General features: G+C 37.5%; 24 protein-coding genes and 2 pseudogenes. 16 read left to right on the top strand and 10 right to left on the bottom strand.

What is annotated here, in order from left to right; all coding sequences use genetic code 11:
• Positions 1–349 precede the first annotated feature (349 nt).
• Positions 350–526, bottom strand: a complete 177-nt coding sequence (locus AC1UFB_RS07015; protein ID WP_326046618.1) for a hypothetical protein — start codon at positions 524–526, stop codon at positions 350–352.
• Positions 527–1,047: 521 nt separating this feature from the next.
• Between AC1UFB_RS07015 and AC1UFB_RS07010 the strand changes: the two genes are divergently transcribed.
• Positions 1,048–1,614 (top strand): recombinase family protein, encoded by a 567-nt coding sequence (locus AC1UFB_RS07010; RefSeq protein ID WP_100346595.1) that lies wholly within the window; start codon positions 1,048–1,050, stop codon positions 1,612–1,614.
• 552 nt (positions 1,615–2,166) lie between these two features.
• Positions 2,167–2,385, top strand: coding sequence for a hypothetical protein (locus tag AC1UFB_RS07005; protein ID WP_328101086.1), 219 nt, complete (start codon positions 2,167–2,169; stop codon positions 2,383–2,385).
• A 160-nt stretch (positions 2,386–2,545) separates the two neighbouring features.
• Here AC1UFB_RS07005 and AC1UFB_RS07000 read toward each other — a convergent pair whose 3' ends face one another.
• Complete coding sequence (locus AC1UFB_RS07000; protein ID WP_482588859.1) at positions 2,546–3,220, bottom strand: DUF421 domain-containing protein; 675 nt, start codon at positions 3,218–3,220, stop codon at positions 2,546–2,548.
• A 322-nt stretch (positions 3,221–3,542) separates the two neighbouring features.
• On the opposite strand from AC1UFB_RS07000, the gene AC1UFB_RS06995 reads away from it, so the two are divergent.
• The 8 genes from AC1UFB_RS06995 (at position 3,543) to AC1UFB_RS06960 (ending at position 7,614) form a co-directional block, all read left to right on the top strand.
• Positions 3,543–3,749, top strand: coding sequence for a DUF1657 domain-containing protein (locus AC1UFB_RS06995; protein WP_100346593.1), 207 nt, complete (start codon positions 3,543–3,545; stop codon positions 3,747–3,749).
• Positions 3,750–3,826: 77 nt separating this feature from the next.
• Positions 3,827–4,300 (top strand): YhcN/YlaJ family sporulation lipoprotein, encoded by a 474-nt coding sequence (locus AC1UFB_RS06990; RefSeq protein WP_100346592.1) that lies wholly within the window; start codon positions 3,827–3,829, stop codon positions 4,298–4,300.
• A 15-nt stretch (positions 4,301–4,315) separates the two neighbouring features.
• Positions 4,316–4,795: a stage V sporulation protein AC gene (spoVAC, locus tag AC1UFB_RS06985; RefSeq protein WP_100346591.1), complete on the top strand. Its 480-nt coding sequence runs from the start codon at positions 4,316–4,318 to the stop codon at positions 4,793–4,795.
• Positions 4,795–5,808, top strand: a complete 1,014-nt coding sequence (spoVAD, locus tag AC1UFB_RS06980; protein ID WP_100346590.1) for a stage V sporulation protein AD — start codon at positions 4,795–4,797, stop codon at positions 5,806–5,808. The genes spoVAC and spoVAD overlap by 1 nt, the downstream gene beginning before the upstream one ends.
• 2 nt (positions 5,809–5,810) lie before the next feature.
• Positions 5,811–6,161, top strand: coding sequence for a stage V sporulation protein AE (gene spoVAE, locus AC1UFB_RS06975; protein WP_100346589.1), 351 nt, complete (start codon positions 5,811–5,813; stop codon positions 6,159–6,161).
• A 12-nt stretch (positions 6,162–6,173) separates the two neighbouring features.
• Positions 6,174–6,380: a DUF1657 domain-containing protein gene (locus AC1UFB_RS06970; RefSeq protein WP_100346588.1), complete on the top strand. Its 207-nt coding sequence runs from the start codon at positions 6,174–6,176 to the stop codon at positions 6,378–6,380.
• 33 nt (positions 6,381–6,413) lie between these two features.
• The gene (locus AC1UFB_RS06965) at positions 6,414–7,274 is read left to right on the top strand and encodes a DUF421 domain-containing protein (RefSeq protein ID WP_100346587.1); all 861 of its coding nucleotides are present in this window, start codon (positions 6,414–6,416) and stop codon (positions 7,272–7,274) included.
• A gap of 139 nt (positions 7,275–7,413) precedes the next feature.
• Positions 7,414–7,614: a hypothetical protein gene (locus AC1UFB_RS06960; protein WP_100346586.1), complete on the top strand. Its 201-nt coding sequence runs from the start codon at positions 7,414–7,416 to the stop codon at positions 7,612–7,614.
• 394 nt (positions 7,615–8,008) lie between these two features.
• Here the strand turns inward: AC1UFB_RS06960 and AC1UFB_RS06955 are convergent, their stop codons facing one another.
• On the bottom strand, positions 8,009–8,206 hold the full coding sequence (locus AC1UFB_RS06955) for a hypothetical protein (RefSeq protein WP_100346585.1): 198 nt from the start codon (positions 8,204–8,206) through the stop codon (positions 8,009–8,011).
• 688 nt (positions 8,207–8,894) lie between these two features.
• Positions 8,895–9,074 (bottom strand): hypothetical protein, encoded by a 180-nt coding sequence (locus AC1UFB_RS06950; protein ID WP_100346584.1) that lies wholly within the window; start codon positions 9,072–9,074, stop codon positions 8,895–8,897.
• 189 nt (positions 9,075–9,263) lie between these two features.
• Between AC1UFB_RS06950 and AC1UFB_RS06945 the strand changes: the two are divergent.
• Positions 9,264–9,850 (top strand): annotated as a pseudogene (locus tag AC1UFB_RS06945) (IS3 family transposase); the annotation flags it as partial.
• A gap of 4 nt (positions 9,851–9,854) precedes the next feature.
• Positions 9,855–10,199: pseudogene (locus AC1UFB_RS06940) on the top strand (transposase); the annotation flags it as partial.
• A gap of 62 nt (positions 10,200–10,261) precedes the next feature.
• Here AC1UFB_RS06940 and AC1UFB_RS06935 read toward each other — a convergent pair.
• Both AC1UFB_RS06935 and AC1UFB_RS06930 read right to left on the bottom strand, forming a co-directional pair.
• Positions 10,262–10,945, bottom strand: coding sequence for a response regulator (locus AC1UFB_RS06935; protein ID WP_025908789.1), 684 nt, complete (start codon positions 10,943–10,945; stop codon positions 10,262–10,264).
• Between the two features lie 69 nt (positions 10,946–11,014).
• Complete coding sequence (locus tag AC1UFB_RS06930; RefSeq protein WP_100346583.1) at positions 11,015–12,163, bottom strand: sensor histidine kinase; 1,149 nt, start codon at positions 12,161–12,163, stop codon at positions 11,015–11,017.
• Between the two features lie 567 nt (positions 12,164–12,730).
• On the opposite strand from AC1UFB_RS06930, the gene AC1UFB_RS06925 reads away from it, so the two are divergent.
• Entirely contained in the window at positions 12,731–13,363 is a 633-nt protein-coding gene (locus tag AC1UFB_RS06925; RefSeq protein WP_025908787.1) for a YigZ family protein, read from the top strand.
• A 180-nt stretch (positions 13,364–13,543) separates the two neighbouring features.
• Positions 13,544–14,536: an LCP family protein gene (locus tag AC1UFB_RS06920; protein WP_100346582.1), complete on the top strand. Its 993-nt coding sequence runs from the start codon at positions 13,544–13,546 to the stop codon at positions 14,534–14,536.
• 29 nt (positions 14,537–14,565) lie between these two features.
• Here AC1UFB_RS06920 and AC1UFB_RS06915 read toward each other — a convergent pair whose 3' ends face one another.
• Entirely contained in the window at positions 14,566–15,615 is a 1,050-nt protein-coding gene (locus tag AC1UFB_RS06915; protein ID WP_025908785.1) for a glycosyltransferase family 4 protein, read from the bottom strand.
• 451 nt (positions 15,616–16,066) lie between these two features.
• On the opposite strand from AC1UFB_RS06915, the gene AC1UFB_RS06910 reads away from it, so the two are divergent.
• Both AC1UFB_RS06910 and AC1UFB_RS06905 read left to right on the top strand, forming a co-directional pair.
• On the top strand, positions 16,067–16,612 hold the full coding sequence (locus tag AC1UFB_RS06910) for an NfeD family membrane protein (RefSeq protein ID WP_025908784.1): 546 nt from the start codon (positions 16,067–16,069) through the stop codon (positions 16,610–16,612).
• A gap of 17 nt (positions 16,613–16,629) precedes the next feature.
• The gene (locus AC1UFB_RS06905; protein WP_261392440.1) at positions 16,630–18,141 is read left to right on the top strand and encodes a flotillin family protein; all 1,512 of its coding nucleotides are present in this window, start codon (positions 16,630–16,632) and stop codon (positions 18,139–18,141) included.
• Positions 18,142–18,182: 41 nt separating this feature from the next.
• Here AC1UFB_RS06905 and AC1UFB_RS06900 read toward each other — a convergent pair whose 3' ends face one another.
• The 3 genes from AC1UFB_RS06900 to galU all read right to left on the bottom strand — a co-directional run bounded on the left by AC1UFB_RS06900 (position 18,183) and on the right by galU (position 21,379).
• Positions 18,183–18,890, bottom strand: a complete 708-nt coding sequence (locus AC1UFB_RS06900; protein WP_025908782.1) for a WecB/TagA/CpsF family glycosyltransferase — start codon at positions 18,888–18,890, stop codon at positions 18,183–18,185.
• A 94-nt stretch (positions 18,891–18,984) separates the two neighbouring features.
• Positions 18,985–20,268 (bottom strand): nucleotide sugar dehydrogenase, encoded by a 1,284-nt coding sequence (locus AC1UFB_RS06895; protein ID WP_100346581.1) that lies wholly within the window; start codon positions 20,266–20,268, stop codon positions 18,985–18,987.
• Positions 20,269–20,506: 238 nt separating this feature from the next.
• On the bottom strand, positions 20,507–21,379 hold the full coding sequence (gene galU / locus AC1UFB_RS06890; RefSeq protein WP_025908780.1) for a UTP--glucose-1-phosphate uridylyltransferase GalU: 873 nt from the start codon (positions 21,377–21,379) through the stop codon (positions 20,507–20,509).
• Positions 21,380–21,492: the final 113 nt, after the last annotated feature.

Genomic DNA, 21,492 nt, shown 5'->3' with positions numbered 1-21,492 from the left:
TGTTTTGTCATAGCAAATTTAATGTTGAAGATGTATCGAAAAACAAAAAGGGAGGTTCATTTTACATTTATTTCATTTAAACCTAAAATCTTACATTATTCTGCTGTAGCTGACTAAGTATATTCGATGTTAAAAAGACTCCAACAGGGGGTAAGGTACCACTAATTACGGGATATCCGGTAAGAGCTCTATCTGTTGTAGCAATCCATGTTCCGTATTCGCCTGCTTGTAAAGAAGGAGGTTTCATAATAAGCCTCCCATTTAAAATAAAATGTCGAATTCTAATCTGTGAATCATCAAATATGGATAAATTTCCAGAAAATGTGGCATAAGGTGAATCAAATCTTATTTATTTGGTATTTTCATCCCAAGATCCATTAATTGGAATAGGTGTACCACGAAAATTAACCGTACCAATTACCCTGTTATCTGTAATAGAGTTAATGTTGAGTACGCCCCAAACGATTGGTTTACCAGCTATAACAGCATGGATACCCCATACTGATGGGAATGGAATACTAACCATTGTTTGCTGTGCGTTTGCAATACTAATCTCCCCCTAAATTTAAAGTTTATGTTCTGAAGAATAGAGGATTAGATATCTTATTTACTCCCCTATATAAAGGATCAATCCAGTATATGCACCACAAGCTGAATATGTTTACTTTTAACGGTTAGAAGCTCATCCTTTCGTTGAAAAATGCAGATCATTCAACAAATAGTTGTTTAGAACAAAAAATTATGTTACAAAAAAATTCCTTTATTCAACTATATGGCCCTTTTCTTGAATAACTAACGTGTTTGAGAGGTTATTTAATCACCTTCAAGCACACATAAATTTTAAACACTAAATTAAACAACTTTTTTTACTCAACTAGATTTACCAAAAACCAGTATTTTTGTAACGATGGATTACTGCTTCACTTGCCTTTGATTTTATTAGGATAATCGTTTACCAAAAATAATTACAAAAAAGATTACCAAATACCTTTACAACAAAGTTACCTCTAGTAAAATGAAAATATACAAGTTTACTGGAGGTTACATATGATTATTGGTTATGCGCGTGTTTCTACTATTGACCAAAACTTAGATCGTCAAATTAGTATTCTTACTGAATACGGTTGTGAAAAAATAGTAAAAGAGAAGTTTACTGGTACTATTAAAGATCGAAAAGGTCTTCATCAACTTTTTGATATGCTCAGGAATGGCGATACAGTTGTAGTGGAGAGTATCTCCCGTTTAGGACGTAAAACATTGGATATCCTCAACATTATTCAACAGTTGGAAGAGACCGGAGTGCAATTCATTTCTTTAAAGGAAAATATGGATACAAGAACCTCTACAGGCAAAGCGATGTTCCAAATGATGTGCGTAATTGCTGAATTAGAAAGAAATCTTATTGCTGAGAGAGTAAAGGAAGGACTCGAAGCAAGTAAAAAGCGTGGAAAAACATTAGGTAGACCCAAGCTAGATAAAGAAAAGCTCACTGTTGCACTTCGGATGTATGATAGTAAAGAATATTCTGTTAAAGAGATAGTCTCAGCAACCGGAATATCTCAAGGTTCTCTATATAGGGCAATAAATCGAAGAAAACTAGGAGAAATAAACTAATAAGGCGTATTTTATTATTTCTCCACATTTACTTTGCGTTCTAGAGCAAGAACCCTGTCATTAAGCCTTATAGCTCGGACTTGAGATATTGTATCTACTCCATAATCGATAAAAAGGCTATATAAGTTCGCTAATGCGGTCAAAAAAATAAAACTAGGTACACTTTAAAGATTTTTTCTCTTCTTTGTGCCTCATGTTTAAATTCATACATTTCTTAGAACCTCACATAACTAATTTGTCTTAATTAGTTACCATAACGCCAACTATAGGAATTTAACCACAACAAAATCACTTGGCTCCCAAGAGGTTTCAACACGTCTACATTTATCGTTTATGCGCGATTTTATACAGCCTTGGTGAATCAATGTTTTCGGCTTCTGAAGAAACCTGGATGATGCATAAAAAAGCCGGTTTTATGTATATAAAGTTTTAATACCAGATTTTAAAGAAAGATCATTTTGATTATTATATCTGGAATTTTTTTCGATTATAAAAAAACTAAGCTAGGTAAAGATATACAAGTAGTTCAAAAGTTAAAAAGGAGCGATACTAATGCCTGAAACGAAACAACAAGTTGATATCAATCAATTAAATCAAGCGAAAGCAAATGTGACTCTTACACAAAATTTACTCAATCAAGCCATTGAGAAATGTTCTTCAGATCCAACATTGGCTCTAGAGGCAGTTAAACAAGCTGCTAATGAAATTGCACAAGCCCAAACAGCAGTCAGCCAAGTGCAAAGTGTCATGCAGACTCAGCAATCACAATAACAAATATACCTTGCGTTTAGCCCCTGTAACTGATAATGCTGCAGGGGCCTTATTATATCTATTTTGCTTACACGCATTCACTTATTTCACAGGCTGCTCTTTGACAGAACCAGCAACAGCTTCGTTGATACTGGACTAACACAAATATCTACTATGTAAATCAAGTATTCTGATTGCCAGTGTCAATGATTAAAGAATGATCTTTATCACTAACAGCCGCATAAAAGATGTTATGGAGTTGGTGAAATCCTTTGTTCGCTAACTCTTCTTGAAGCCAGTTTGCATCCTTCTGAATTAACCTTAAATTTTTATGTTGGATTTTCCCTTCAACGATGACAGCAATCGGCAATCCTTGATAGTCTGTTTCGATATTTAAATGTTTGGGCGTTAAATTGACAACAGCTTGGTTCGGCAATATGCTGAGATCTCCATTTGGTTCGAGAATCACGTAATCGAGATCGTTTATATTGGGATATCCTGCAGCCCGAATGGCTGACAATAGCTCCACAAGAGAAAAGCGAGTTTTTCGCAATTCTTTTTTTGAGATTTTCCCATGTTTGATTAAAATACTCGGATGGCCTATGAACAACCGATTTAACCAGCGAAAAAGACTTAATTTAGAAAAAAACAGGTACATGACGACGACGGTAATGATCCCTACAATGGCCTGTTCAATCCCATTGCCTTTAAGAGGACTGACGGATAACGTGACGAGAAACACAATGGCAGCAAGGTCAGGCGGAGTCAGTTGAGCCAACACAGTTTTTCCCATACAGCGCATTGCCGTAATCACCAAACCAAAAAGCAGAATTAACTTCCCAACAAAAATGAACATGTTCTTACCTCATTTTTAGCATTTATCCATAAAAATACAACTACTATTTTGTCACATAAATGTGAAAACACGCTGTATAAAAAATAAATCATTTCATTTCTAAAACTGTTTTTATGTCTACATATCCATCCCTCCCCTCTCTCTTTAACAAAGGAAAAGCCCTTTGGTTTCATTACTCCTCAGGAATCATTCGCCTTCCTCAGAGAAAACGAAATGTATCTAAATATCTTTTTGGATGAAATGGATTTATTTAAAAAACATAAAAAGAACCCCTCCTCCTCATTCTATAGATGTAACAATTACACCTAAGGAGGTAACATCTATGACAGTAGGAGCTCAAGTAAAACAAACGTTAGCAGGATTAAAAAGTGCACAAGCAAGTTTTGAGACTTTTGCTTTAGGAACTGAAAACAAGCAAGCGAAACAGCTTTATCAACAAGCTGCTCAACAAACACAATCCATTGTTGACAGTATCACTCCGCGTCTCCAAGAAATTGAACAAGAAGAACCTCAATACAAACAATCATAATGAGACAAAAAGGTTGGTTAGGTCAACCAACCTTTTTTTAGACTTTCATTTAGGAATAGAAACGGACAGGTGATTCGATGAAATATAAGATGAAGACATTAAATATTTGTCTCTTTTTACTAACTGTTATCGGATTTGGCTCGGGATGTACCGGAAATCAGAATCCGTTTGCTAATAACAATGATAATGCAAATATCGTAAAGGTAACGGCAAACAAACCAATCAATCAATCAGTTGCCAATCAAGCCAAGGAAAAAGTGATCAAAAAGGAAGAAGTTTCAGATGTTAAAGCAGTGAATACTGATAAGGAGCTGTTATTGGCGATAAAAGTCGACCAATTTGATCGATTTCGACTGAAGAAAATCGAAAAGGAAGTGAAATCAGACTTAGAAAAAACGTATCCAGATTATAAAGTCTTGGTTTCAACTGATCAAAAGATGTATTTAGAACTCCGTCAATTAGAACAAAAACTACAAAAAAATCATACGAACAAGAAGACATTAAAGAAAGAATTCAACACCATTAAGAAGCTTATGAAGGAAAAAGCCTAACAAAGGAAGGTAGTTATGTCGAATAATCAAAAGAAAACATTAACACCTGTACAACAGGAATATCAGGATGTTCAAAAACAACATGAAATAAAAAGACCTGTATTTAAAAATTGTATAAAAGCTTTTATAACAGGTGGAATTATTTGTCTAATTGGACAGGCTATTCAAATGTTTTATATTTATTATTTTGATTTTACAGATCAGACAGCTGGGAATCCAACGGTGGGAACGTTAATATTCATCTCTATGCTTCTGACAGGTTTCGGTATTTATGATCGACTCGCCCAATTTGGAGGGGCAGGCTCAGCTGTTCCGGTTACCGGGTTTGGAAACGCCGTCATATCAGCAGCCATTGAACATCGAACCGAAGGATTTGTGTTAGGGGTAGGTGGAAATATGTTTAAATTAGCTGGCTCCGTAATTTTGTTCGGCGTCTTTTCCGCTTTTGTGATTGCTACGATTAAAACGATTCTGATACAGTGGGGTGGTTTGTAATGTTGACAGGTCACCGCACATGGGTCTTTGATCAAAAGCCGGTCATTATTTCCACTGGCACAGTCGGCGGGCCATTTGAAGCAAAAGGATTACTGGCAGAAGATTTTGATCTTCTCCATTCCGATTTATGGCTGAAACAGGATTCCTATGAAAAAGCCAACAAGATCCTTTTAGAAGAGGCCTGTCAAAGAGCAATGGAAAAAGCCGGTCTTCAAAAGGAGCAAATTCAGTTTTTCCTAGGAGGAGACCTTATTAATCAGATTACACCCACGAGTTTCGCTTGCCGAACACTGGGGGCCCCTTATCTTGGTTTGTTTGGTGCCTGTTCTACCTCGATGGAGGGACTGGCCCTTGGTGCCTATATTGTCAATACAAAAGGGGCCAATTATTTGTTAACCGGGACTTCTAGTCATAACGCAGCCGTTGAGAAACAGTTTCGTTATCCGACCGAATACGGTGGACAGAAGCCACCTACCGCACAATGGACGGTGACAGGTGCTGGAGTCGCTTTGTTAAGTCAATCCGGTGAGGGTCCGCGTGTCACATCTGCCACGATTGGTCGAGTCATTGACATGGGGATGACCGATCCGTTTAATATGGGAGGAGCGATGGCTCCGGCTGCCGTCGATACAATTGAAGCTCATTTAACCGAACGAAATCTTGATCCCTCCTACTATGATTTGATTGTAACGGGAGATCTTGGTCAGATTGGGCACGAAGTGTCCCTTGATTTATTTAAAAAACATGGAACCCCTATACGGGAAGAACAATATCAGGACTGCGGGCTTATGATTTATCGGGAAGGACAGCCGGTTCTGGCAGGAGCCAGTGGACCAGGTTGTTCAGCCACGGTGGTGTATGGTCATTTGTTAAATCGTATGAAAAAAGGTGAATTCAAACGAATGCTGGTGGTAGCGACAGGTGCTTTGTTGTCCCCGTTAAGCTTTCAGCAAAATGAAACGATTCCTTGTATCGCCCATGCGGTGTCGATCGAATACGGGGGTGAACAATAATCATGATCTTTTTTTGGGCTTTTGTGACAGGCGGTTTAATTTGCGTCATTGGCCAGATTATGTTTGATGTGTTTAAGCTTACGCCGGCACATACATTAAGTACGCTCGTTGTGATTGGGGCCCTTCTGGATGGATTTGGTTTATACGAACCGTTTATCGATTTTGCTGGAGCAGGAGCCACAGTTCCGATTACAAGTTTTGGGAACTCTCTTGTACACGGAGCCATGGCCGAAGCCGAAAAACACGGCTTAGTCGGTGTCATTTCGGGGATGTTTGAAGTAACCAGTGCCGGTATTTCAGCTGCCATTATTTTCGGAATGGTTGGGGCCTTGCTTTTTAAACCAAAAGGATAAGGAGGATGCAGGATGACCGTAGCATCAGATGTGAAACAATGTCTTGCCAGTCTTAAAGGCATAGAAGCTAGTTTATCTAGTTTAGCGTTACGGACACAAGACCACGAAACAAAACGTACGTTGCATGAAACAATGATGGTAGTGAGCGAAGTGGTGACAGATTTAAAAACACGGGTTGGAAAATTGGAACGAGAAGAATTCCAATATAAAGGATTTTAAGATTCATTATTCTTTTGCAGGAGGTGTTAAGCAGTGGCTGATTGGTTAGATATAGTGGTACGATCACTCGTGCTTTTAGTTGCTCTTTTTTTCATTACAAAATGGTTAGGTAAAAAGCAGCTGTCCGAGCTTTCCTTCTTTGAATATGTCACCGGTATTACCATCGGCGGCATAGGAGCCGAAGTGGCCATGGGGCTTGAGCGAAACATTTTTTACGGGATAACCGGAATGGCGATTTTTGGGGGAGTCCCCTTTTTAGTAGGTTTGATTTCCCTGAAGAGCAAAACTTTTCGCGACTTTGTAGAAGGAAAAGGGTCTGTTTTCATCAAAGATGGAAAAATCATGGAAGATAATTTAAAAAAGGAACGATACACAACCGATGAGTTGTTGGAGTTACTTCGAAAGAAGGATGTCTTTCAGGTGGCTGATGTGGAATTTGCGGTATTAGAGCCAACCGGCGATTTAAGCGTATTGTTAAAGAAAGAAAACCAGCCGTTAACCGCGAAGGATTTAGGCGTGGTGGTTGCCCCGGTGAAGGAACCCCAGACTGTCATTATGGACGGCGAAATATTGGATGAACCGCTGTCCACGATTGGTCGAAACCGGAGGTGGTTAAAAACCGAACTTGAAAAACAAGGAGTTACCATTGAAAATGTCTTTCTTGGGCAGGTGGATTCTTATGGTCAATTAACCGTTGACCTTTTTGATGATAAGCTTCAACTTCCGTCCCCTCAGGAAAAGCCTTTAATCCTTTCGACCATGAAAGAATGTCAGGCGGACTTAGAGTTGTTCGCGCTTGGAACAGAATCAAAGGAAGCCCAAGATATGTATAGTAAAAATAGTCAAAAGTTACAAGAAGCTATTGACAAAGTGGTGTCTATTTTAAAAAATTAGAGGTCGGTTCTTTTGCAACGTAATCCACCTATAATAAAGATGGCATTATTTTTCCAGTATGCTTAAATAAAATTCTCAAAAAATAAAAACGTTAGAAGGACCTTTCCTTCTAAACAAATAGCAAAGAGGTGCCTAAAAAATGAACAACTTACGCTGGTTCGCTTCCCTATCCAATTTTGGCCGCAATAATAGATGGATGTTTGGGAATAGACGTAACAACAGAGGCATGATGTTTTCGTTACTAGGATTAGGAGTTGGAGCTGTTACCACTTATGGAATGGCAAGAGGGCGGGGAAATAAAATGTTACAGACAACCAACCGTACAACTCGTTCTGGGTAGATTCAAAAAGGCACTTCTTAAGCACAAGTCTTAGTCCGATTTCGGACTAAGTTTTTTTAGTTGCTCACTTATACACTCTCTTAGTATAAGTAAAATCCAAATAAGCCATGTTCGCTTTAGATATGTAGGCAAATGCTAGATCCTAGGACATTCGTGGAGCATAGTATAAGATTGGATGTGACGACTAACAAGAAAGAGAGTTAGAAATGACTCATTTATATTTTTGCCACACGCCTTATTATCAACCGCAATATACCAACCAGTTTCCACAATACCTACAGTCTGAGATGTGGGCAGATCCTCTAGGGAGGTACAGTAAGTTACACTGCGAGGATGCGATTTCTTGTCGCACTAAAATCGGCGTTCTAAGAAATAAAAAAACCCCGGGTTTCTACTAAACCCGAGAATTTGTTTTTCTATTCAGCTCAACCTCGCTAGAATTGTCATCATTATCATAATTAATAGCATCACTTAAAAGTAAGATATCTCTATAAATTTCTTGTCTAAAAGGTACTTCTCCACATTTTTTGTAATCATTCAGTAAACGACCGAGCTCTTTAATAAACAAGAAAATCTCTTGTTCATCAGCCATAGTCCAAAACCTTTTTTCTCCACGTTACTATGCTAAATTATGTAACATAATAGCAAACATTACATACATTTTACAAAACTTTGCGAAATAAATGAGCTTTTTTGACTTTTAGACAATAACCCTACAAAAAATGAGAGATATAAAAGGGTTGAAATAACCCCTTAGATGAATGTTAGTTTTCTTATCCATCGACATATTCCAACAAATACAATCATTTCTATGAGTAGACCCAGCGTGTTTATCGTATATCCGTTTATCTGTATGTATAATTCTTTGGTGTAGATAAAACGAACCGCAAAGAATATCCCGAATAAGACTAATATGTCGCATTTCCAATCTAAGTTTTTTTTAGATATATCCGTATTCCTTTTATCACCAATCCATCTTATTTTTCAACTTATTTGGAGAATATATGCATTTAGAGAAAAAATACTAAGCAAAGAACAAAAACAAAGATACCCTCGAACGAAATCAAGAGGTACCTTCAGAGAAATTCATGCAATATTTTCAACATTCATTAGTTTGTTACTTCGGAGATAAATATATTCTTATCATTATTCTTTAACATACAAAAAAAGAAGCAGTCATACGAAGACTCATCTCAAAAAAATCAATATTTGGTATTACGCTACTTTCCTTCTCTCCTAAAGCTTTATATTATTAGCTTTATAATTGTGTATATCTTTTTTTAACTCAGCCGATTCCAAACCCTGTCTAGATTTAATGGGACATATATTTTATCCCCTTGTATCTGCCTATGTATGATGGGACTTATGAAGTATTGGTCTAAACCTTCCCCTTCATTTTTATGCCTTGCTCTGGTATTTACTCCAAATAATTTCCCTAAGTTTTCTTCAGAATATTTCATATCCCTTTCTCCTTCTTTATCATTATTAAAAAAGCATTTATAATATATGAATTAAGGACTTTAATATGCATAATAGAAAAACCCTCAGTCCTACCGGGACTGACCCCATAAAGTGAGACAAATAAAAAACACCTTTAAGTTGAAAACTGGGTATGTAGTACCTAACAATCACTTGGAGGTGTTTTTTCTATGGGAACAAGAGTCAGTTATCCAGTCGAAATAAAGTTAAAAGCGATTGAAATGGGGTTAGCCGGTGTACCTGTAAAAGAAGTCTTATCACAACTAAACATTCGGAATCCTACCCAATTAAAAACATGGATGAAGTGGTATCAAAATGGGGATGTACACCGGTTGGAACAGCCAGTAGGCAAGCAATATGCCTATGGAAAAGGTCCTGATTTTGAAAACGAGATAGCTAAGTTAAAGACTGAGAACCGACAATTAAAGCAACAAATCGAGATTTTAAAAAAGTACAAGGAATTGGAAAGGAAGTGGTACCAGAAATCGCAGTGAACCTAGTGGAAGAGTTAAAAGAACAAATCCCTATTTATCAAATCTGTTTCCATCTTGGTATTCCTCGGTCCACTTACTACCGTTGGAAGCAGCATAGTCAACAGGATACACGAAAGAAATGGATGGAACAGCAAGTGGGTGAACAATGTCGTGCACACAAGTTTCGATATGGCTATCGGAAGATCACAGCTGTACTCAAGCGAACCATGAAGATTAACCACAAGTTTGTGCAGCGTACCATGCAGAAATACGGTTGGCAATGTCGCGTTTGTTTTAGACACGCTTAACCAACTCCCTTCTCTACCGGAAGGGTGCACGTTGCATAGTGATCAAGGCTCTGTGTACACATCGTATGCTTATCAACAAACAATTAAAGAGAAAGGCATTATCATGAGTATGTCCCGAAAAGGGACGCCTGCAGATAATGCCTCAATTGAATCGTTTCATTCCTCACTAAAGTCTGAAACGTTCTACCTTGACGAGTTGACATACACTACGACTACCATCATAGAGCAAACCGTCAAAAGCTATATTACGTATTATAACCATGCCCGTATTCAAACAAAATTAAACAACCAGTCTCCTGTACAATACAGAAAACGAGTTGTTTAAAAGGTGTTTTGATTCCTGTCTCAAAAACAGGGGTCAGTCCCATGTATGCGGAGCTTTCTTTGTTATCGTACCTCTACCCAGCCGTTTTTAATTGCTACAACAACTGCTTGCGTACGGTCGTTTACGTTCATCTTTTGTAAAATATTACTTACGTGGTTTTTAACTGTTTTTTCACTAATATATAGAGCTTCACCAATTCCACGGTTACTCTTTCCATCAGCTAAAAGTTGCAATACTTCACACTCACGACGAGTTAGTAAGTGAAGCGGGCGGCGAATCTCAATTGGCTCATGTGGATATGAAGATGATTGACCTTGAGCTGCAAGTCGACGGTATTCTTTTACTAGGCTATGCGTTACCTTCGGATGTAAGTAAGATCCACCCTCTGCTACTACTTTAACAGCTTCAATTAATGCATCTGCATCCATTTCTTTTAACAAGTAGCCTCGTGCTCCTGTTTGAAGTGCATGAGTCACATATGTTTCATCATCATGAATCGATAAGATGATAACTTTCGTATCTGGGTTCATCTCTACTAGCTGCTTTGTTGCTTCGACACCATTTACAGCTGGCATGTTGATATCCATGATTACAACGTCAGGCTGATGTTCTTCAACAAGACCAATCGCTTCGTTACCATCGTCACCTTCTGCTACTACTTCAAAATCTTTTTCAAAATCTAAAATACGTTTTACTCCTTCACGGAATAATTGATGGTCATCAATGATGACAATTCGTGTTTGCATATCTGGTTCCTCCCCAAATCCAACAATGAATAGTTTTTACTATATTAATTCGATGTTATTGTATTCTTATTATTTATTTAGAATCGGTACTTTAATCATAACAAGCGTACCTTGGTTTAATTTTGAATGAACAGAAATGCTTCCACCCAACAAATCTACTCTTTCTCTCATTCCAATTAAACCAAATGAGTTTTCTTTTTTTTGATTTTGATCAAAGCCACAGCCATCATCTTTTATAAGTAAAACTGCTTGTTCATTATTAAACTCAATTTTCACTTGAACTTCCGAGGCATCCGCATGCTTTAAGGCATTCGTAACAGCTTCTTGTACAAGTCGAAATAGCGCTACTTCCAGCTTTGACGCAGTACGTTTTTCTTGTCCAATCGAAATGAAGGTAATGCGTGGTTTACCGTCATTATAGTCTTCAATTGTATCTAAATATTTTCGAAGCGTTGGAATTAATCCTAAATCATCCAATGCCATTGGTCTTAAGTCGTAAATAATTCTTCGCACTTCATAGAGTGCTGAACGCACCATTTTGCGCAAATCTCGAATTTCATCCATCGCTTCCTGAGCACTGCGCTCTCGGTAAATACGTTCAATTAATTCCGACCTCATCATCACGTTAGCTAGCATTTGCGCTGGACCATCATGAATTTCACGAGATAACCTTTTACGCTCTTCCTCTTGCGCTTCAATAATCCGAAAACCAAAATATTCTTTTTGAATAGCATCTTCGACAATTTCTCCAACCTGCTTCAAATCGCTGGTTAAATAGTTTAACACCACTGAAATCTGCCCCACCAGATGATCTGCTCGCTTGATGGTTTCTTCCAACGATATCAATCGACGTTCAAGTTCATCTCGCCTGCTTCTAAGCTGATGTTCTGACTGCTGATTCATTAAAAGTTTTGTCTGTAATTCATGAGCTTTTTCGTAGGCATCTTTTACCTCTGGCTCAGAATAAATTTGAAAATGCTTGCTTACCTCAGCTAAGCGCTTTCGTGCTAAACGCGCCTGAGCCTCTAGGCGATCTCCTTGCTCAATAACCTGCAAAACTTTGGCTTTTAAGCCTTCTAATTCTTCTTTTATCTCTTCGTATTCCTGTCGTGCACTTTCAGATAAGCGATATACTTCATCTTTACTATTTCCAACTGTGCCAATGATTTTGTCTAATATTTCATCTAACATTTTACTTGTTAATTTATGTTTTGACATTTATTCACCTCAAGCTTACACTCACATTCGAAGAAATGCCAATACGTTATTACGCTTTCTCGTACGACTTACTTGAATTGCGAGGAAATCTGGATCTGCTCCAGTTTACATGATTAAGACAGCATCTATAGAGACAGCATGGCTATAGAAAAACATATGAGATACCTTCTTGTTTTTCTTATATTAGAATAGGATAAGTTCTTTTGGTGTACATCTTTGCTCACTACTTTTCTCATGCATGATATACACTCTACTCCAAAAGACTACCATTTCTATCTCACCATTAACAGGGACAAACATCCTGTTTCGTTTAACAATTACATGTCATTCGTAACATTTATGTGATTATTTTTTTAAAACTTTTGGTTTAGTTAGCTTGTCCATTATCATTGATAAATACTTTACAACACTGTAACAATTCAAGGCTCCAAATTGATGTATCCGTTTTGAAGCTTTATAATAAGTGAGATAAGAAAAAATTGCTTTTATTCTTAATTTTAATTACCTATTACCCACTTTTTTAAAATAAACACATAAAATCATATAAACAGGAGGCATTTTATTACATTGTTACCTCAATATTATACTGTAAAACAGTCTGGTGCACATGAAATTGTGATTCAAAAATCACGCTTTATCTGTCATGCAAAGCGTGCAACAACAGAAAAAGAAGCACAGGACTTTATTCAAAAGATAAAGAAAGAACATTGGAGCGCAAACCACAACTGTTCTGCTTATTTAATTGGAGAGCGCGATCAGTTTCAAAAAGCCAATGATGATGGTGAACCTAGCGGTACTGCCGGTGTACCAATGCTTGAAGTGCTGAAGCGAAAAGAACTAAAGGATACTGTTGTGGTAGTAACGCGTTATTTCGGCGGTATTAAGCTTGGGGCTGGCGGACTCGTTCGTGCATATAGCAACTCAGTATCTGAAGGGCTCACAAACATTGGTATCGTAAAGCGTACACTTATGCAAATCATGCATACAAAAGTTGATTATACGTGGCTTGGCAAGCTGGAAAATGAATTACGCAATTCACCTTACGTCTTGAAAGAAATTCATTATGCAGATAACGTAATCGTGGATACGTTTGTGGAAGAGAGTCAAAAAGATGCGTTTACAGCTTGGATGACGGAACTTACAAACGGCCAAGCAGACATTTCAGCAGGCGAAGTGACCTATTTAGAAGAAGAGATATAATGAATTATTTACTGTGAATTAAAAACATTGTAAAATAAAAGACAGCGCACTGATGCCACAGTGCGTCGTTCTTTTCCTCACTAAAATATAAGGTAATATTGAACGCATTCCGTTTAATTTGAATTCCAATAACAAACAATAAAAATATGTAAAAACTTACTAAACTAAAGGAGAACGTATATGGCTCAGCATAGGCGTTTTGAAAAACGAGTAAATCGAAAAAAGCGGAAAAGAAGATTGCTTTCTTTTTTTCTTCTGCCAATCTTAATCATTGGATTATCCGCTACGGCGTACGGCTCTTATTTGTTCGCTAAAGCAAAAAGCGTTGCATCTGATTCATTTCAAAGCTTAGGAGATCGTGACTCTTCACCGATGCGCGATCGAAAAATCGATCCTAAGAAAGATAACATCTCCATTTTATTTATGGGTGTTGATGACAGCGAATCGCGAAATTTCGGGAAATCGGCTCGTACAGATGCACTAATTTTAGCGACGCTAAACGAAAAAGAGAAAACGGTGAAGCTTGTGAGTATCCCTCGTGACTCTCGCGTATATATTCCAGAAGTCAGCAAAAAAGATAAAATTACGCATGCTCATGCATACGGTGGACCGAAAGCCACGGTCGAAACGGTTGAAGAGCTATTCGATGTTCCCGTAGACTACTATGTAAAGCTTAATTTCCAAGCTTTCACTGAGATTGTTAACTCTTTAGGAGGCATCGAATTTGATGTACCTTACGACTTAAAAGAAAAAGATTCTAGTGATCATCATGAAGGCATTGTACTAAAAGCTGGTAAACAACACTTAAACGGTGAAGAAGCACTAGCAATTGCACGGACAAGAAAACAAGATAGTGACATTGAACGAGGTAAGCGACAGCAGCAGCTTATGCAAGCCATCGCTAAGGAAGCATCGTCAATTGGCTCTATGACAAAGTATGGTAACTTAATCGAAGCTGTTGGTGACAACATGAAAACAAACTTAATGTTTGGCGAAATGCTTTCGTTCTATGATTACGCTTCGAAGAATATTGATATTGAAACATTAAATCTTGCTGGGACAGATGATACAATTAACGGCGTTTATTATTATGAATTGGATGATATAGCCGTTCAAGAAGTAAGCGATACGCTACACGAACATTTAGGTCTAGACAAAGAAAGCACGGAGTAGAAAAAGCCTGTCAGAGCCGACAGGCTTTTTTATTTATATCGTAGCGCTTGAAACATATTGAGTAGTGGTCGATATGTTTTATCTACCAGACCAATTTTCTCCACAATGATTTCAATTGCAAAAATTAAAATGGCGAGAACTAGGAACGAACCCCACATGGTTTGTACCTGAGAAAAGATAACGGCTGCTAAACCAAAAATCGCACTCATACCGTAAATAATTAGCACCGTTTGGCGATGGCTGTATCCTAAGCGCAACAGGCAGTGATGCAGATGCGACTTGTCAGGAGCCGAAAGCGGCTGATTTTTAACGATACGGCGAATAATTGCAAAGAACGTATCTGAAATTGGTACACCGAGGATAATAACCGGAACGATTAATGAAATTAACGTAACATTTTTAAATCCTAACAGAGATAAAACCGAAATCATGTACCCTAAGAAAAGTGCTCCTGTATCTCCCATAAAGATTTTGGCTGGATGAAAATTATAAAGCAAGAACCCAAGCGTACTTCCTAACAGGATAAAGCCCATACTCGTTACGAACACGTCGTTCATCATAATGGCCATTCCTGAAATTGTAATTAATACAATTGAGGAAACTCCTGCTGCAAGACCATCTAATCCGTCAATTAAGTTGATGGCATTTGTGATCCCCACAATCCAAATAATTGTAAGAGGAATACTCAAAACGCCAAGTTCAAGACTACCATTAAAAGGAAGGTTGATATACTGAACTTGTACACCGCCATATACCACCACGATTAACGCTGCAAGCAATTGACCGCTTAGCTTAATTTTTGCTGAAAGCTCCATCATATCATCTAACACACCCGTAATAATGATAATGAAACTTCCGATGATAATTGCTAAAGCGTAAGGGCTAGTTGGTTGTAAAAGAAAATAACCGATTAAAAAACTAATAAATATTGCTAATCCTCCAAGACGAGGCATAATTTTTTGATGAACTTTTCGTTGATTTGGCTTATCTGTTGCACCTATTTTAAATGCTAATTTTTTAACAAGCGGAGTGACTAAAATAGACGAAATAAAACAAATAAACAAGGTCAAATATAACATGTAGACCCTCCTCAGGTTTATGTTAACCAAAATCGCAGTAAATGTTACTGTTATTTAGATTTGGATAATATTACATATGAGCGAGCTATTGGACAAAATTTTTTGACTAGTTTTCTCCTAAACTGGATTATACCATATTGATTTTACTACTTAAATAAGAATTTGTCTTCATAAACCTTAAACTAACTCTCTCTATGTATCTATCATTTAATACACATCTAATTATGTTTTTCTTCTATCTTTCTCTTACTAACCAACACCCTACCTATTGTATTTAACAGTCTTTGCAAATATACGAACATTCGAATGGATGAATTAATCAACTGCTTATTTACTGCAGCATCTAAAGATAAAAGATGAAAAAATATTATTATTTTTATAAAAAATGAAACTTTTCCATTTTCTGATCGTATTACCTTTTATAAGAATCAAATGAAGGGAGGTTTTCAAATTGGAACTGCTCTCGGTGCCTATTCAGACAATTTATCTTTACACACTAATTGGTTTTGGTACACTTACCTTTTTATACATTCTATTCGGTGACGTACTGGATGCATTATTTGAAGGTATCCCTGGATTAAATCCTACGCTCATTTTTTCCTTTTTTACAATCTTCAGTGCAAGCGGCTATATCTTGGAACAACTACAGCTATTTTCCAGTATTTTAAATCTGATTGTCTCTGCAATTATTGCCCTATTACTTGTAACACTACTCAATATCTTTGTTCTTATTCCTTTATCATCTGCTGAAGAATCAATTGCTTTTACAGAGTCATCTCTTCAAGGTCGAATTGGCGAACTCATCATTCCTATTCCCATTGATGGATACGGTGAAGTTGTTGTTAAAGACGTAAGTGGCACTATTTCAAAGCCAGCCATTAGCTTAAAAAATCAAGAAATTTTGTCAGGTACCAAAGTATTGATTGTTGAAATCAAAAACGGAAATGCGGTTGTTGTTACTTACGAACCGACCAACTACACACTACCAAATTCATAATCAAGAGGAGGATATTTATGTCCATTTTTATTATTGCTGGAATCGTTGTCTTTTTATTAATTGTATTGATTGGAGTATTTATTACCAAATATCGTACTGCAGGTCCTGATGAAGCACTGATTGTCACAGGTAGCTATTTAGGATCAAAGAATGTTCACGTTGACGAATCTGGAAACAAAATTAAAATTGTGCGAGGCGGAGGTACATTTGTATTACCCGTATTTCAACAAGCTGAACCATTAAGCTTATTATCAAGTAAATTAGAAGTATCAACACCTGAAGTATATACAGAACAAGGTGTACCCGTGATGGCCGATGGTGTATCTATTATTAAAATAGGCGGTTCTATATCAGAAATTGCTACAGCAGCTGAACAGTTCTTAGGTAAAGCCAAAGAAGATCGTGAAACGGAAGCGCGTGAAGTGCTTGAAGGACATTTACGCTCGATTTTGGGATCAATGACTGTAGAAGAAATTTATAAAAACCGCGAGAAATTTTCACAAGAAGTACAGCGCGTTGCGTCTCAAGACTTAGCGAAAATGGGGCTTATTATCGTCTCGTTTACAATCAAAGATGTACGTGATAAAAACGGATACTTAGAGTCGCTTGGTAAGCCTCGTATTGCTCAGGTAAAACGTGATGCTGATATCGCTACTGCCGAGGCTGAAAAAGAAACGAGAATCAAGCGCGCAGAAGCACATAAGGATGCTCAAAAAGCTGAGCTAGAGAGAAATACCGAAATTGCGGAAGCGGAAAAAGCGAACCAATTAAAAACGGCTGAATACCGCCGTGAACAAGATATTGCAAAAGCTCGTGCTGACCAAGCATACGACTTAGAAACAGCTCGTGCAAAACAAGAAGTAACAGAACATGAAATGCAAATTCGTATTATTGAGCGTCAAAAACAAATTGAATTAGAAGAAAAAGAAATTCTTCGTCGTGAACGCCAATACGATTCTGAAGTTAAAAAGAAAGCCGACGCGGACCGCTACGCAGTTGAGCAGGCTGCTGCTGCTGAAAAAGCCAAACAGCTTGCAGAAGCGGATGCAAATAAGTATCGTGTTGAAACAATGGCTAAAGCAGAAGCAGAACGCGTTCGTGTTGATGGTCTTGCAAAAGCCGATGCTGAGCGTGCTCAGGGTGAATCAGAAGCTGAAATCATTCGCTTAAAAGGTCTTGCAGAAGCGGAAGCAAAACAAAAAGTAGCAGAAGCATTTGAACAGTTCGGTCAAGCAGCTATCTTGGATATGATTATCAAAATGCTTCCAGAATATGCGAAGCAAGTTGCTGCACCTTTATCTAATATTGATAAGATTACAGTTGTCGATACAGGTAGCTCGGGTGAAAGTGGAGGCGCCAATAAAGTAACTGGCTATGCTACCAACCTAATGTCTACTTTACAGGAATCGTTAAAAGCTTCATCCGGTTTAGATGTTAAAGAACTGATTGAAAACTTTTCTGGCAAAGGAAACGTTCGTCACAGCTTAGATCAGTTAACAGAAGAAATCAAAGATAAAAAAGAAGCGTAACAAAAAGGAGAGCCTCCCGTTGCAGGGAGCTCTCCTTTTTGTTATCCTTTTAGCGCTTTAAGTAAGAACTTTGGTAGTGCTAGTTGTCTTTTCAAACGCCATGGCTCTTTTATTAAACGATACAACCATTCTAACCCAAATCGTTGAAAAACTTCTGGAGCACGGTTTAAACGACCAGAAATCACATCAAACGATCCTCCTACTCCTTGGTACACTGAGGGGTATAGATGATCTTTGTTCGCTAGAATCCAGTTTTCTTGAGCTGGACTTCCTAATGCAACAAAAACGATATCTGCTTTTGATTCATTAATAGTTGTTTCAATTACCTGCTTGTCTTTTTCATATCCATCAAGCACGCCAACAATTTGAATACCAGGAAACTTCTCTTCTAACTTGACTTTCGCCTCTCTGGCTATGCCTGGCTTGGCACCATACAAGAAGATTCGCTTCCCTTCTACAGTAGCTGTTTCACAAAGCTTCATCATCATATCAATTCCCGTTACACGCTCGCGTATTTTGCCTTTACGAAGCTTAGAAGCCAAAATAACACCGATACCGTCTGGAATTTGGTATGTTGCTTTATTTAACAACGTACGTAGCTCCTCGTCTTCTTGAGCTTTCATAATTTTTTCTGGATTAATGGCTACAATAAACGAAGTGTTCCGTTGATTAATATCTTCCATTAGCTTTGCTGCTAATTCATCATACGTGTCGTGACATACATCTACACCTAAGATATTTTCTTTCATCAAATCACCTATTTAAAGATACTAAAATTTTGTGTTCGTTCGTAATGAAAGACAGGCTACAGCCCGTCTTTCATTATCATTACCCTTATTATACTTATATCGTAGAAACTTTAGAATCACCTAATAACACAACGTCAAATCCTGCTTTTTTCCATGCATCACGTTGAATACAATTTTTTGTATCAAAGATAGCTTTGGTACGCATTTTGTCTTCAACTGCAGATGGAAGCATTTCTTTAAATTCGTTGTGGTCTGTTAGGATTAAGATTAGGTCTGCATGAGTTACAGCTTCTTCTAAGTCCTGTGTTTGCTTTTCAATTTTATTTTCTTTAATATGTGGATCGAACGCTGTGTAATCAACATTTAGCTTATCTAAATGTGCTAATACATCCGTTGATGGACTTTCACGCATATCATCAATGTTTCCTTTAAACGCTAGACCTAATACCGCAACGCGACCGTGCTGAATGCCTTTTGCATCAAGAATACTTTTTGCTTTTAGCGCCGTGTATTCTGGCATTGAATCATTTGTTTGACGAGAAAGAGAGATAATTTTCGCCAGCTCAGGCTGTAGCTCTGTTAAGAACCATGGATCAACTGCGATACAGTGTCCTCCTACACCCGGCCCTGGTAAATGAATATTTACACGTGGATGATAGTTCGCTAACTTAATCGCTTCCCAAACATTGACACCGAGCTTTTCACTAATTTTAGCTAACTCATTTGCGAAAGCAATGTTCACATCACGGTACGTGTTTTCGATAACCTTGACCATTTCAGCCGTTGTAGCATCCGTTACGTGAATATTTCCTTTTACGAATACTTTATATAATTCTACTGTTAAACGACTTGATTCTTCGTTAATTCCACCCACAATACGATCGTTATTTACCAGTTCTTCAAATACTTTACCTGGAATAACGCGCTCAGGTGAATGAGACACGAATAATTCTGTTCCAAACGCTAGTCCTGTTTCTTTTAAAACGGGTAGCATCACGTCCTCCACTGTACGAGGAGGAACCGTTGATTCTAAAATAACAAGATTCCCTTTACGAACATAAGGAACGATTGACTTTGTTGCTTCTCTTACATAGTTTAAATTAGCTGTTTTATCATTATTAATTGGCGAAGGCACTGCAATAATGAATACATCCGCTTCTTCAGGTGTTGTACTAACTGTGAATAGACCTTTATCGACTGCTTCTTCTAAGCGCTCTTGTAGTCCATTCTCTTCTATATGAAGCTGTTTATTTTTAATTAAGTTGACTGCATGCTCGTTTACGTCAACGCCGTGAACTTGTAAACCATGATTTGCAAACATAACGGCTGTCGGTAAACCAATATACCCTAAGCCAACTACACATAATTTTTTTGCCATTACAGAAAATCTCCTTTATATGACATACTTTATAAATGAAACCTACATGATATTATATCGAAAATTGTTGCATCATGATAGCTTTTATATAAAAACACCATTCAAATTGTCTTCTTATTTATATTATGCATCAGTTTTGTTTTGTTCATCACCGAACAAACGATTTATCTTTTTCAGTTTTTTTCTAAACCAAAAGAACTAACGCACTAGTTGCAGTGCGCTAGTTCTTCTACTATAATTATTTATCTTTTACAATTGTTTGAAAGTAGTCCATTAGTTTTTCTTTCAGCTCATCTCTTTGTAAACCAAAGTCCACTGTAGCCTTAATAAAGCCAAACTTATCTCCTACATCATAGCGGTTACCTTGGAAATAGTGAGCTAGTACACGTTGAGATTCGTTTAGTTGTAAAATCGCATCTGTCAACTGTACTTCTCCGCCAGCACCAATTTTTTCTTGACTTAAAATATCAAAGATTTCAGGTGTTAAAATGTATCTTCCCATAATTGCGTACGTAGAAGGTGCATCAGCCGGATTTGGCTTTTCTACTAACGTATTCACTTCAAATACATCGTCCTGTATTGACTCTTCAATCCCAATAATTCCATATTTATTCGTTTCTTGACGAGGCACTTCCTGCACACCTACTACCGTACACTGGTGCTCTTCATAAACATCCATAAGCTGCTTTAAGCAAGGCTTGTCTGATTGTACAATATCATCACCCAGTAAAACAGCAAAAGGTTCATTACCTATAAAGCTTCTTGCACAGTTAATCGCGTGCCCTAACCCCTTTGGTTCCTTTTGGCGAATGTAATGAATATTGGCTAGGCTTGAAATCTCTTGGATTTCTTTAAGCATATCCCATTTTTCTTTAGCCGCTAACGTTTCTTCTAGCTCATATGATTTATCAAAGTGATCTTCAATTGCACGTTTGCCGCGACCGCTAATAATTAAAATATCTTCAATACCAGAAGCTACTGCTTCTTCAATGATATATTGAATCGTTGGCTTATCAACAATCGGTAACATTTCTTTTGGTTGCGCTTTCGTTGCAGGTAAAAATCGTGTTCCTAATCCCGCAGCTGGTATGATTGCTTTACGTACTGTCATTTCATTTACCTCCCATTAAATCCATGGTTGTTACAATTCATATAAATGTATTTTATAATAACCTTATTATAACTGTCACGAAATTCTACATCGCTTCCATTTTGAAAGGATGA

It is taken from the genome of Priestia sp. KCTC 13724, from assembly GCF_056820425.1.
Note: the sequence above shows the minus strand (reverse complement) of the source record. Positions and strands in the feature narration are given on the sequence as shown.

Bases quoted from the DNA above. Each gene is read 5' to 3' on its own strand.
- AC1UFB_RS06900 (WP_025908782.1), bottom strand. From the start codon at position 18,890: ATGAAAGAAAATATCTTAGGTGTAGATGTATGTCACGACACGTATGAT.
- AC1UFB_RS06935 (WP_025908789.1), bottom strand. From the start codon at position 10,945: ATGCAAACACGAATTGTCATCATTGATGACCATCAATTATTCCGTGAA.
- spoVAD (WP_100346590.1), top strand. From the start codon at position 4,795: ATGTTGACAGGTCACCGCACATGGGTCTTTGATCAAAAGCCGGTCATT.
- AC1UFB_RS06930 (WP_100346583.1), bottom strand. From the start codon at position 12,163: ATGTCAAAACATAAATTAACAAGTAAAATGTTAGATGAAATATTAGAC.
- AC1UFB_RS06920 (WP_100346582.1), top strand. From the start codon at position 13,544: ATGGCTCAGCATAGGCGTTTTGAAAAACGAGTAAATCGAAAAAAGCGG.
- AC1UFB_RS06955 (WP_100346585.1), bottom strand. From the start codon at position 8,206: ATGGCTGATGAACAAGAGATTTTCTTGTTTATTAAAGAGCTCGGTCGT.
- AC1UFB_RS06995 (WP_100346593.1), top strand. From the start codon at position 3,543: ATGACAGTAGGAGCTCAAGTAAAACAAACGTTAGCAGGATTAAAAAGT.
- AC1UFB_RS06915 (WP_025908785.1), bottom strand. From the start codon at position 15,615: ATGTTATATTTGACCTTGTTTATTTGTTTTATTTCGTCTATTTTAGTC.
- AC1UFB_RS07010 (WP_100346595.1), top strand. From the start codon at position 1,048: ATGATTATTGGTTATGCGCGTGTTTCTACTATTGACCAAAACTTAGAT.
- AC1UFB_RS06970 (WP_100346588.1), top strand. From the start codon at position 6,174: ATGACCGTAGCATCAGATGTGAAACAATGTCTTGCCAGTCTTAAAGGC.
- AC1UFB_RS06950 (WP_100346584.1), bottom strand. From the start codon at position 9,074: ATGAAATATTCTGAAGAAAACTTAGGGAAATTATTTGGAGTAAATACC.
- AC1UFB_RS06905 (WP_261392440.1), top strand. From the start codon at position 16,630: ATGTCCATTTTTATTATTGCTGGAATCGTTGTCTTTTTATTAATTGTA.
- AC1UFB_RS06895 (WP_100346581.1), bottom strand. From the start codon at position 20,268: ATGGCAAAAAAATTATGTGTAGTTGGCTTAGGGTATATTGGTTTACCG.
- AC1UFB_RS06990 (WP_100346592.1), top strand. From the start codon at position 3,827: ATGAAATATAAGATGAAGACATTAAATATTTGTCTCTTTTTACTAACT.
- galU (WP_025908780.1), bottom strand. From the start codon at position 21,379: ATGACAGTACGTAAAGCAATCATACCAGCTGCGGGATTAGGAACACGA.
- spoVAE (WP_100346589.1), top strand. From the start codon at position 5,811: ATGATCTTTTTTTGGGCTTTTGTGACAGGCGGTTTAATTTGCGTCATT.
- AC1UFB_RS07005 (WP_328101086.1), top strand. From the start codon at position 2,167: ATGCCTGAAACGAAACAACAAGTTGATATCAATCAATTAAATCAAGCG.
- AC1UFB_RS07015 (WP_326046618.1), bottom strand. From the start codon at position 526: ATGGTTAGTATTCCATTCCCATCAGTATGGGGTATCCATGCTGTTATA.
- AC1UFB_RS07000 (WP_482588859.1), bottom strand. From the start codon at position 3,220: ATGTTCATTTTTGTTGGGAAGTTAATTCTGCTTTTTGGTTTGGTGATT.
- spoVAC (WP_100346591.1), top strand. From the start codon at position 4,316: ATGTCGAATAATCAAAAGAAAACATTAACACCTGTACAACAGGAATAT.
- AC1UFB_RS06960 (WP_100346586.1), top strand. From the start codon at position 7,414: ATGAACAACTTACGCTGGTTCGCTTCCCTATCCAATTTTGGCCGCAAT.